The sequence below is a fragment of the Streptomyces xantholiticus genome (assembly GCF_014651015.1).
Lineage (GTDB): Bacteria > Actinomycetota > Actinomycetes > Streptomycetales > Streptomycetaceae > Streptomyces > Streptomyces xantholiticus.
On sequence record NZ_BMWB01000003.1, the window covers coordinates 54,019 to 64,968 of the forward strand.

At 68.9% G+C, this 10,950-nt stretch carries 9 protein-coding genes and 1 pseudogene; 5 read left to right on the forward strand and 5 right to left on the reverse strand.

Features of this window, described 5'->3' with window-relative positions:
* Positions 1 to 46 precede the first annotated feature (46 nt).
* Positions 47 to 649 (reverse strand): SMI1/KNR4 family protein, encoded by a 603-nt coding sequence (locus IE198_RS06875; protein WP_189883812.1) that lies wholly within the window; start codon positions 647 to 649, stop codon positions 47 to 49.
* Positions 650 to 1,384: 735 nt separating this feature from the next.
* On the opposite strand from IE198_RS06875, the gene IE198_RS06880 reads away from it, so the two are divergent.
* Positions 1,385 to 2,029: a hypothetical protein gene (locus tag IE198_RS06880; RefSeq protein ID WP_189883814.1), complete on the forward strand. Its 645-nt coding sequence runs from the start codon at positions 1,385 to 1,387 to the stop codon at positions 2,027 to 2,029.
* A gap of 161 nt (positions 2,030 to 2,190) precedes the next feature.
* Complete coding sequence (locus tag IE198_RS06885) at positions 2,191 to 3,180, forward strand: AraC-like ligand-binding domain-containing protein (protein WP_189883816.1); 990 nt, start codon at positions 2,191 to 2,193, stop codon at positions 3,178 to 3,180.
* Positions 3,181 to 3,272: 92 nt separating this feature from the next.
* Here the strand turns inward: IE198_RS06885 and IE198_RS36055 are convergent, their stop codons facing one another.
* The 4 genes from IE198_RS36055 to IE198_RS06905 all read right to left on the reverse strand — a co-directional run bounded on the left by IE198_RS36055 (position 3,273) and on the right by IE198_RS06905 (position 6,307).
* Entirely contained in the window at positions 3,273 to 3,398 is a 126-nt protein-coding gene (locus IE198_RS36055) for a hypothetical protein (RefSeq protein ID WP_268246462.1), read from the reverse strand.
* A gap of 23 nt (positions 3,399 to 3,421) precedes the next feature.
* On the reverse strand, positions 3,422 to 4,531 hold the full coding sequence (locus tag IE198_RS06895) for an FAD-dependent oxidoreductase (protein WP_189883818.1): 1,110 nt from the start codon (positions 4,529 to 4,531) through the stop codon (positions 3,422 to 3,424).
* 188 nt (positions 4,532 to 4,719) lie between these two features.
* Entirely contained in the window at positions 4,720 to 5,346 is a 627-nt protein-coding gene (locus tag IE198_RS06900; protein WP_189883820.1) for a helix-turn-helix transcriptional regulator, read from the reverse strand.
* A gap of 340 nt (positions 5,347 to 5,686) precedes the next feature.
* Positions 5,687 to 6,307, reverse strand: a complete 621-nt coding sequence (locus IE198_RS06905) for a sigma-70 family RNA polymerase sigma factor (RefSeq protein ID WP_189883822.1) — start codon at positions 6,305 to 6,307, stop codon at positions 5,687 to 5,689.
* A 457-nt stretch (positions 6,308 to 6,764) separates the two neighbouring features.
* Here IE198_RS06905 and IE198_RS36060 point away from each other — a divergent pair, with 457 nt between their 5' ends.
* The 3 genes and pseudogenes from IE198_RS36060 to IE198_RS36905 all read left to right on the forward strand — a co-directional run.
* On the forward strand, positions 6,765 to 7,436 hold the full coding sequence (locus IE198_RS36060; RefSeq protein ID WP_189884383.1) for a ricin-type beta-trefoil lectin domain protein: 672 nt from the start codon (positions 6,765 to 6,767) through the stop codon (positions 7,434 to 7,436).
* A complete protein-coding gene (locus IE198_RS06915; protein WP_189884415.1) occupies positions 7,355 to 10,213 on the forward strand; it encodes an AfsR/SARP family transcriptional regulator in 2,859 nt (952 codons plus the stop codon). Before IE198_RS36060 ends, IE198_RS06915 begins: the two co-directional genes overlap by 82 nt.
* 194 nt (positions 10,214 to 10,407) lie before the next feature.
* Positions 10,408 to 10,565, forward strand: a pseudogene (locus IE198_RS36905) (transposase); the annotation flags it as partial.
* Positions 10,566 to 10,950 lie beyond the last annotated feature (385 nt).

The window sequence follows — 10,950 nt, forward strand, 5'->3', positions numbered from 1 at the left end:
AGCTGTTGTGCCGCCCCGGCTCATTCCGGCCGGGGCGGCACGACGGTTAGTGGTGGAGCGGCGCCCACCCCTCCACGTGCACATCACGAGGGTCAAGCCACACCAGCGCCCCGCCGGCGAGCCCAGGAGCGTTACCGGGCCCCACCAAAGGCCCGTCGGCGTCCCTCAGAGCCTGAACGATCAACTCCAGCCAACCGGCCAGATCCAGTCCATCCTCCTCCTCGGGCTCGGTCTCCATGCCCCACACCCCGAGCCTGCCGGTACGGCAGTCCACGAACGAGCCGGACCACGGCCCAGTCACCTCGTCCGCCGTGAACGGCACCCATCCAGCGGCCCAGTCGGACCAGGCTTCAGCCAGAAACTCGCGTGTGTCCAGCGCAACATCGACCGCCAACAACCCATTGCCGTCGAGGAAATGCGCGGCGAACATGTGGTCATCCGCCACGCCGGCGTTCATCGCCCACAGGGTCCGCAGATCCGCGTGCAGTGGGAAACCCAGGCGCTCCTCAGCCTCCACAAGCAACGACTCCGAAGCGCCCGGCCGAAGCGCTCCGTACGAGCGTGGAGCATTGACCCGCAGCCACTCGACGATCCACTCCCACGCTTCACGCACGCGCTGCGGCCCGTCTGTAATCTCCTGATCAGTCATGTGTCCGACCCTAAGAAACAGGAACGCCCATGGGTAGCGGGCCCAGCACACAACCAGCCGCACCGCCTCCGGCGTTGCACCGCTGGGCGGAGCCGGGCTCGTCGGCGCGGCCATCCGCAGCGGCAACCAGGGCGACAGCCGGTGCGGTGCGGCGCTGCCCCCTCCACGACAAGCCGCCGCCTGCGAATCTCGCCGGGCACGCGTTCGTGGCCAGCCGGACCGTCAGCTCCTCGAAGGCCGAGCCGGCCTGCACCGCGACAAAGCCGTAAACCGGCTGCAGCGAAGCTGGTCATCGCGATCGACTCGTGCGCAAAGCTCAGCGCAACCACGACATACGTCTTCGCCCCGCCATGTACGGATGGCCGTGCGCCAGCGTGCGGCCAACCTGCACGACGAGTTCGTATTCGCTGTCGCCTACCAGATCTGCCGCCGCTGCCGACTCGGCTGGGTTGAGCAGCCCTACACCTTGCCGCAGTACCAGCGGTGCGGGCGTCGACGGGTTCGCGGCGGCGGGGTAGGGGTTGCGGTCACCCCGCTGCCACCACACGTGCCGCACAGTTCGCGCCCTGTGGAAGGCCCCGCGAGGGAGGGTTGGGCATCGATCGGGCAGAGCGCCCCGGCAGGCCAACAGCAGAGAACCAATGTGCCATGACACCCGTAGTGAGCTGTGACGCTTTCAGTCCCGGAAGGGGGAGGGCCGCGGTCGCGCCACTTGCGCCCAGTCGGCTGCATTCCATGTCCACAACACCCCGTCACCTCATGCACGTCACGCCGGACCGTCTCCTGTTCGCCGACGGAGAGGTTTGTGCTGTTCCGAACGGAATCCATCCTTCAAAGGCCGCGGAGCAGGCGCTAGGATCCCCGGCGATCGACCTCGGACACCATGGGGTCGAGGAAATCCACGACGGTGTCTCGCACGCCGCCGTCCTTTCCCAGCCGCGCCACGGGCTGTATGCGAGCCGACTCGCCCGCGCGATGGAGGCAGGGCGGTCACGTGACTTCGCCACCGCCGTGCGTGCAGCGGACCGGCTGATGAGCGACATGGCCGAGGACGTCGAAGTGACCGTGCCACAACATCTGGAGACGAAGCAGTTCCGGGCTGATCTCGCTTACCTGACCGGAGACTTCCTGCTCGCCACGAGGCTGTGGACGGCAATTGCGCGCTCCTGGACGGAACATACCGGCCTGCATGGGCGGACCCGAATCGCCGCCTGCAATGCGGCGGCTTGTTGGATGGAGCTCCAGCGGGTCCAGGCCGTCGGGCTCGCCCCGCAACTGCTCGACATGCTGAGCTCCGTTGCCGCGCCGGAGCGCACGGCTGCGGTGAGAGCTGCCGTCATGCGGCGACTCGGCGAGGTGTTCGTGTCGGTCCGTGTGTAGGCGGTGTGATCGGGCTCGCCCTGACGGGCTGCTTGGTGGTCGCGGACGGATCCGGCACTCACCGCTCTGATGCCCCCGCCCGGGACCTGTCCCTCAGAGTCTGCCATTCCGTGTTTTCGCCTTCCGATCGCCGGCGCGTTCTGAGCCGAAGGAGGCCGCCCATGAGCACCGTCCCCAACGTCCCTGAACAGTCCGAGCGATTCGAGCAGGTCGCCTCCGACTCGTTCGCCCCGCTGCGCATCCGCCCCCACAAGACCACCGACGGCACCAGCCCGGCCGGCACTCTGCGGAGTGCGAAGCCGGGCCAGGTGCTGGTCACCAGAATCACCGGAGGTCCGTGCACGGTGCTGCGCACCCGCTCCCTGATCCGTTCGGGCGACCGGGAGCTCGTGAAGGTCGCGCTGTACGGCCGGGGGCGCGCAGGCGTCGAGCAGGACGATCGACAGTGCCTGCCGGGCCCGGGCGACCTTGTCGTCTACGAGACCACGCGGCCGTACGAACTGCGCTTCTGGGACCCGTTCGACATCGTCGTGCTCGGTATCCCGCGCACCTTGCTGGGCCCGCACACCAAATCGCTGGCTGCTCGTACGGCGTCGGCGGTGCCGACCGGCAGCGGCGGCGGACGGCTGACGGCCACGCTGATGCGGGACGCAGCAAGGGATCTGGACGCATGCACCGGCAGCGGAGGTGCGCACCTGGCCGAGGCGCTGGTCTCCCTGGTGCTGTCGGCCCTGGCGGAGCAGCCGGTTGCCGTCTGCCCCACCGATCACCTCGCCGAGCGCATCCTTTCCCACTGCCTCGGCCACCTGTCCGATCCCTGCCTCTCCCCGGAGTCGGTGGCACGCGCCCACCACGTCTCGGTGCGCTACCTGCACAAGGTCGTCCAGCAGCGTGGCGTGACGCTGGCCTCCTGGATCCGCAGCCGTCGGCTCGAGCGGATCCGCCGCGACCTGACCGATCCAGCCCTCGCCGACCGCACGGTGTCCGTTATCGCCGCGGGCTGGGGCCTCCTGGACGCCACGCACCTCAGCCGCTCCCTGCGCGCGGAGTTCGGCCAGAGCGCGGCAGAGATCCGCAAGGAGGCGGGTACGGACCGACGCCCAGGACGCGGACAGTCCTGGCGACTTGAGGGTGGGCACGTGCCTCGCTGAGTGGGACAGCGGCGGGCGGGCGGCCGATGCCGGGACTACGCTCTCCGGCCATGGCTCCCCACCGTGCCTCCTTCGGCCGCTCGATTCGGTTGTCAGCGTCCGCGCGGTGCCGCGACAGCCTCGGCCGTCGTCCATGTTGCGCCGGCCAGGAAGCGGAAGTCGATGAGTGCGGAGAGGTAGCCGTCGCCTTCCGGGAGCCGGGGTCCGGCCGTGGCCACTCCTGGGGTGCGTACAGGCGGCGTCAGGGCAGGTCGCGCAGCGGGGCGTAGCCGCGCTCCCACAAGGCCTTGGCGCCGTAGCGGAACGCGAGGTTGCGCACGGCGGGCGGCATGGACCTGGACCGGTCGCGCCGGTGGGTCTGCCGCTGGACCCACCGGGTGCGGGAGAGCCTGCGCTGGACGTACTGCTGGAGGAGGTGTTCGGTGTCGCCCCTGGTGGCCAGCACCTCGGCGAGGACCTGAGCGTCCTCGACGGCCATGGCGACGCCCTGGGCCATGTTGGGCGAGCTGGCGTGCGCGGCGTCCCCGACGAGCACGACGCGTCCGCGCACCCATGTCTCGCCGCTGACCTCCTCCACCGGTGAGAAGTACGCCTCACGGGCGGCGGGTGAGGCCAGCAGGTCCCGTACGCGCTGGCCATAGCCGGAGTAGAGCCCGAGAAGACCGGCGGCGGTGGTCGGGTCCTCGGGTGAGGCGGCCGCGACGTCGGCGTAGCAGCACACCTGGCCCCCGCCGACGGGGTAGGCCAGGAAAGCCGTCCCCGGCCCCAGCCATACGGTCCACCGGTCGATGTCGGGGGCGTCGGTCAGAAAGCGCCAGCAGACCTGCCCCAGGTAGCGGGTACCGGCCGCTGGATCGACTGACTCTCGCAGACCAGAGCGTATGCCGTCCGCTCCCACGACCACGTCGTACCGGCCGCTCCCGCCGTCGCTGAACTCCACGTGCACACCGTCGTCGGACTGCTTGAGCGAGACCACGGTGACCTCGTGGCGGACAGGCACCGGCGCGATGTCCTGCAGGGCCGCATGGAGGTCGCCTCGGGTGATGCCGACGCAACCGGCGGTGCCTCTCCACAGTTCGGCCATGTCGATGTCGGCCAGCACCCTGCCCCGGTGGTCCATCAGCCGCTGGCCGGGCACAGGCGCTCCCTGCACGCTGAGGTGTTTCCCCAGCCCCAGCGCGGTCAACGCGCGGACGCTGTTCCCGGGCAGGAAGAGCCCGGCCCCCATGGCTCGGCTCTCAGGAGAACGCTCGATGACGTCGACGGACATTCCCTCGCGGTGAAGCGCGGTGGCGGTCGCAAGGCCGGCGATGCCGGCTCCGACCACAAGGACTTCAAGGTGACTGGACATGCGAATCTCCTGTACGGCTTACGGGGGGTACGTTTTGCACTACGACCTATTCAGAGGCCCGGTTCTCGGTCGATGGCTGCCACTTGCGGTCCCCTACTCTCCGGGCTTGGCCGCAGTGCCCAGCACCGTGGGAGAGGTGGATAGGTGGCCGGCCCGCGCAAACTCCGCCTCCAGTTCGCTCAGCTGAGTCACAGGGTCCCGGAGCGCAATGCGAAGGCGACCGCGTGGGCGCGGTTACGCAGTCCGAGGCGGTTGGTCATGCCGCTGATGATGTTCTTGATGGTCCGCTCGGAATAGCTCAGCTTCTGGGCGATCTCTGTCGTGTCCAGGCCGTCCGCCAGCAGCCGCAGCACCTCCACTTCGCGGACCTCCAGTCCCGACGGCGTCAGCCCCATCGGCCCCAGCACGTCGCTGTGGACGGTGCAGATGTGGTTGATGAGCCAGCCCTGGACCGAGGCGGGCAGCACGCCGCATCCGTCGGCGACACCTCGGACGGCCTTGGCGATCCTGTCGAACCCGGCATCCTGACGCCATATCACGCTGCGCAGGCCGAACTGAACCGCTCGCACCACTTGGCCCTCGCGCACACGTCCGGTGACCAGCACGATTCCCACGCCGGGATTGACCGAGCGGGCGGACGCCGCTTCCATGAGCAGCATCGTCTCGTCGGTGACGTCCACCGTCAGCATCAGAATCACGTCCGCCCGCTCGTGCTCCTGCGGGGGCAGCACTGTCAGTTCCCGCTGCCTGCTCAGGCAGGAGGCAGCTCCCTCCCCCGTGACCGGGTCACTGGCGAGGATCGCGATCGAGATCACCCTCAAACGTCCTTCCTGGGACGCATCGCCGTGGCAGCCGGGGCCACGGTCCGTCGCGGAACACTCCTGAGGGGTGAGGTCGAAGGCACGGAAGTCGCCACCGTCCTCAGGGCCCTCTTCGACTGGTTCCCGGACGCCAGGCCCTGCCCGTCCGCCTCCGTCCCACGACCGCCTGACCACCACCGACGAGGAACCCGCTCCGCCACGATCGCCTCCAACGAACAGATCACCCGTCTCTTGCCCGCCGGGATCCGCTTCGCCGAACACCTCGCCGCCGGCACCTTCGACGTCGAGGGCGCGGCCAAGCTGAAGATCACCCCCTTCAGCGGTCGTCCGGAGTTCACGTCGCGTGGATTCCCTGGGGCATCAAGCCTTGGCGCAGTGCCCGCAACGCATGGCTGGTGCGGGACTTCACCGTGCCGATCGGGAGATTCAATGCGGCCGCAGTGTCCTCAACACTGCGATCGAGGTAGTACCGGTGAACAAGTACCTCGCGGTGGGGCGGGGTCAGATCCGCCATCGCCTTCTTCAGCACATGCGAGGTGAGCATGCGCTCGCCTGCGTCGGGCACCATGTCTACGTCCACCTCCGAAGTGCACAGCTCGACCGGACGCGCGCGAGAGGCCCGGACACGGTCGATGGCCAGCCGCCGCACCACGGTGAAGAGCCAGGGACGCGCGAGTCCCTGGGTGGAGATGAGCCGATCCGCGTGGCGCCAGGCTCGTAACAGCGCCTCCTGAACGAGGTCTTCAGCGCTGTGGGCGTCACCCAGGGTGAGTGTCTTGGCGAAGCGCAGCAGGTCGGCTTCCGCCGTACTGATCGCCCGCAGGAAGTCCTGGCCTCTGTCGGGGACCACCTTCTCGGAGCCTGCAACGTGCTGTGCAACGCTGCCGGACAACGAGGCGACCGCGGGCAATGTCCCGTCTTCCGTCAGAGCGATTGAAGACGACGTGACGTACATGGTGGTTCGACCGAGCCTTTCAGGCCACGCCGACTGCTGGAACGGCGGCGGGTCGGCGTACGGATGACAGCTGGGAACGTCCCCTGATGAATCGCCGCGTCGGAACGACCGAGGACGTCTCGCATGCTTCTGGCCCTCGATGGACGCGCCGTTGCTTTCTGATAGCCAGTCAGTTCGTGACGGGCGGAGCGGTCGGTGAACCACGGCCGACAGCGGGCCGTAGTAGAGCACGAGGCGGACCGCGCACCGCTGACATGGCGTCTCGCCTCAGCAACGTTCCGCGACGGGCCGTGACCCCGGCCACCACCCCACATCGGCCCGGTCCACAGCGACGTGCTGGGGCCGATGGGGCTGACGCCGTCCGGACTGGAGGTCCGCGAAGTGGAGGTGCTGCGGCTGCTGGCGGACGGCCTGCACACGACAGAGAAAGGTGCCGTACGCCAAAATCGCCTTGTCGATGCACCGCCGACTTCCCGTGGCCGCACGCTGGAGCCGCAGTTCAGAGGAGGACGCGTCCGCAACGGCCGCCGTAGGCGAGGGCAGCAATCCAGATCCTGCCGGGCAGAAACCGGCGCGGCCGGGCCGCCTGGATCTCCGGGCCCGTGGTCGCCGCCTGCGCACTGGTGGCCTTCGCGCTGGCCGCCGTCTCGGTCCTGGCACTCTCCGGCAAGAGCGGGCGCAGGCTCGCCCTTCCTCGACTGCGAACGGCGCCATGATTCAGCCGGCCCGGTGCAACGGCGGATGGGCACAGGGGTTTGCCCTGAACAGCACGCACAATCTGGTCAACACCCAGATCGGGAAGTGTGTCGACGTCACTGACTCGGCCACTGGCAATGGAGCTCGACTGCAGCTGTGGGACTGTGCGGGCACCTCCCGGCTTCAGCAAGCCCCGAGCATCGACACGTCAAGGCCCAGGTCCTATGCTGCCCCAAGATTCCAGGTTGACCCGAAAGGATTCGAACAGCAGTCCCGGCACAAAAGTCCACGCGTGATACGCGCGGTGCACAGGTGCCGACTCGAAGGCAGGCAGGGAAGGGCGTTGATCAGGTGCGGTTCGCGGTACTGGGACCGGTCAGCGCGTGGCGTGGCACGGAAGAGATCGAGCTCGGCCCGCCGCAGCAGCGGGTGACGCTTGCCGCGTTGCTGCTGGCAGAGGGCGCCCAGGTGTCCGTCGGCGCACTGGTCGACGCCGTATGGGGGAGCGCCGTACCCGCCTCTGCGGTGTCCACGCTGCGCACCTACGTCCACCGGCTGCGGCAGTTGCTGGAGCCGGGTGTCGACAAGGCGTCGTCGGTGATTCAGTCCGTCGGCGACGGCTACCGTGTGCACACGACGCCGGACGAACTGGACCTGGGAGCCTTCCGGCGCTTTCTCGCGCAGGCTGAGCAAGCCCGCAGAGCCGGGAACGTCAAGGACATGGCGGGGCACCTCCGTGATGCGCTCACGCTCTGGCGGGGACCGGCGCTGGCCGGCCTCCGGGGCGAGTACGCCGAGATCCAGCGACAGCGGCTCAGTGAATTGCATCTCTCCGCGATGGCGGCGCGTCTGACGGCCGAACTGGAGCTGGGTGCCCACGCGGAGATCACCGGGGAGCTGACGGATCAGGTCACCGATCACCCCCTGGACGAGCGGTTCCGGAATTTGCTGATGCTCGCCCTGTACCGGTCCGGCAGGCAGGCAGCGGCTCTCGACACCTACCGGGAGGCGCAGGCACTGCTCGCGGACGAACTCGGCGTCGACCCGGGCCCGGAGCTCCAGGCCACGTACGAGCGGGTGCTGCGAGCCGACCCGGGACTTGTGGGCCCTGCCGCCCCGGCCGAGCCCGCTGCCGTGTCCCTCCTCCCTCCTAAGGGTAAGGTTGCCGTCCCGGCACAGCTGCCCGCGGACCTGGCCGTGTTTGTCGGCCGGGAGACCCAGTTGGCTGAGGCGACCCGCCTGGTCCCGGGTGGCACGGTAGTGATCAGCGCCATCGCGGGCATGGCCGGCGTCGGGAAGACGGCCTTCGCGGTCCACTGGGCGCGGCAGATCGCCGACCTCTTTCCCGACGGTCAGATCTGTCTCGATCTGCGCGGCTTCGATCCCGACGGAGTCCCGGTCCCGCCAGAACGTGCGCTGCGCACGGTCCTCGAGGCGCTCGGTGTCCCGTCGCAGAGCCTTCCGCAGGACCCGTCCGTGCTGGCGGCCCACTATCGCACCCTGATCGCTGACCGGCGGATCCTGCTGCTGCTGGACAACGCCCGCGACGCCGAACAGGTGCGACCGCTGCTACCCGGGGCGCCCGGCTCACTGGTTGTCGTCACCAGCCGGAACCGGCTGGCCGGGCTGATCGCCAAGGACGGTGCGTTGCCTCTCCACCTCGACGTGCTCTCCCCGGCCGAGGCCCGTGACCTGCTCGCCCGCCGCTTGGGGCACCGGCGCGTCGCGGCGGAGCCGGAGGCGGTGGACGAGATCATCGAGCTGTGCGCCCGGCTGCCGCTGGCACTGGCGGTCACAGCGGCCCGTGCCGCCGTCCAGCCCGCCTTTCCCCTCGCGGCCGTGGCCGACGAACTGTGCGACAGCCGGGGCAGACTGGACGCCTTCAGCGACTTGGACGCCGCCGTCGACGTACGGGCCGTCTTCTCCTGGTCGTACCACGCGCTGACCCCGGACGCCGCCCGGCTGTTCCGCCTGCTTGCGGTGCATCCCGGGCCCGACATCTCCCTCCGCGCCGCCGCAAGCCTGGCCGGGCTCCCCGTCCCGCAAGTACGGCGGCTGCTTGCCGAGCTGACTCAGGCACACCTGGTGGACGAGCGCACCCCGGGCCGCTTCGCCTCCCACGACCTGCTGCGCGCCTACGCCGGCGAGCTGGCCGGGACCGTCGACGATCCGGAGGCACTGCGGGCGACCCGTCGCCGGATATACGACCATTATCTGTACAGTGCGGTCGCGGCGGGGGAGCCAGCGTTCTTCATCAGGCACCGGATCGCGCTCACCCCACTGTCCCCGGAAGTGCGCCCCGAGGAGTTCACCGGCTCCGAACAGCGAGCCTCGGCCTGGTTCGCCGCCGAACAACCGGTACTGCTCGCGGTCGTACATCAGGCCGAAGCCACCAGGTTCGACCAACACACCTGGCAACTCGCCTGGGCCATCGAGCACTACCTCGGCAGGCACGGCCAATGGCGTGAACTTGAGAGCGCCCTCCTCATGGCAATGGCAGCGGCCCGACGGCTCGCCGACCCAACCGCCGAGGCCCACGTCCTGCGCGGTCTCGCGCAGGCCGAAAAATATGCCGGGGAGACCAAGTATTCGCGGACGCGCCTCGAGCGGGCCATTGAGCTGTTCGGCAGAGCCGGGGAGAAGACCGCCCTCGCCGAGACCCACCGTCAGCTCAGCGTCGCACTGGAGCAACAAGGTGATCTCGAAGCAGCCCTGCACCACTCCAAGCTGTGCCTGCAACTACTTCCCGACACCCCGGACAATGACAGGCTGCGAGCCTGGGCGCGTACCGGGGTCGGCTGGCACAGCGCTTTGCTGGGCCGCTACGAGGAGGCAATCCACCACTGCCAGACCGCACTGGCCTTCGCCCAGGAACAAGGTGACGACTACAGCGCGGTCTACATGCTCGACAGCATCGGCTACGCCCAGCACCACCTAGGTCAGTACGCCGAGGCTGCCGACTGCTTCGAGCACGCCCTGGAACTCATCCGAAGGGTGGGCGGCATTCCCTGGACAGAAGCCACGACCCTCATGCACCTGGGCGACACCTGGCTGAGTCTCGGCCAGGTGGACGCGGCGCGCACCGCGTGGACCAACGGTCTTCACATCCTGGAAAAGCTCAGGCATTCCGACGCCGAACTCCTCCACGCGAGGTTGCGTGAGCTCGACAAGCCGAGCGGTCCCGCCAGAAGCCATGCTCACGGCGCATAGCCAGGGGCTGTCAAACGATTGGCTGCCACTGTAAATCGTTCGATGTAACGCCCCATCATGGAAGAGGCATCGATGACCAGTGACAACGTGAACGAGCCGGAGACAGCCGAGTCGGTTGCGTCGGCGTCGGCCAAGCCCGTCGACGGCCAGCTGATCGAAGACCTGGTGGGCCGGGCCCACTGAGGGCCTGCAACTTGCTGGAGTCCGCCCTCGAGGGCGAGATCACCGATCACCTCGGCTATGACAACACGAACCGGCCGGCAAGAACGACGGCAACTCCGGCAACGGTAAACGCGGCAAGACCGTCCTGACCGACGTAGGCCCGGTCGAGATCGTTGTGCCTGACAACCGGCACGTTGGGCGCCGGCTCGCACGCCGCCATGCGCACAGGACGTCAGCTGCCCCGGAATGCTGAGACAGCCGGCGGCAGCGTCGCGTTCCTCAGCCCTGCCGGCCCCGCGAAATCCCCCGGATCCGCATCCGGCGGCCGGACGGGGGCCTGGCCGCCGGATGCGGCACCTACCGAGGGATGCCCGAGCGCACCAACCTCGGCTGCCCATCACGCTATTCAACCCGTGCTGACAAGTACGGGAGGCCGCGGCGGCGTTGCCCGTTCGGCCAGAGTTCGCTGTCCGCCGGGGCAGACCACGGTCCGGATGGTGGGAGCGTGCCCGGCCCTCCACCTCTGGGCGTTGGAATGCATGGAGGACTTAGACCCGTGCCCGTTCCGGGGGCTT

Excerpts from the sequence above, each read along its gene's own strand:
- IE198_RS06875 (WP_189883812.1), bottom strand. The coding sequence starts at position 649 with ATGACTGATCAGGAGATTACAGACGGGCCGCAGCGCGTGCGTGAAGCG.
- IE198_RS06880 (WP_189883814.1), top strand. The coding sequence starts at position 1,385 with ATGTCCACAACACCCCGTCACCTCATGCACGTCACGCCGGACCGTCTC.
- IE198_RS06885 (WP_189883816.1), top strand. The coding sequence starts at position 2,191 with ATGAGCACCGTCCCCAACGTCCCTGAACAGTCCGAGCGATTCGAGCAG.
- IE198_RS06895 (WP_189883818.1), bottom strand. The coding sequence starts at position 4,531 with ATGTCCAGTCACCTTGAAGTCCTTGTGGTCGGAGCCGGCATCGCCGGC.
- IE198_RS06905 (WP_189883822.1), bottom strand. The coding sequence starts at position 6,307 with ATGTACGTCACGTCGTCTTCAATCGCTCTGACGGAAGACGGGACATTG.
- IE198_RS36060 (WP_189884383.1), top strand. The coding sequence starts at position 6,765 with ATGCACCGCCGACTTCCCGTGGCCGCACGCTGGAGCCGCAGTTCAGAG.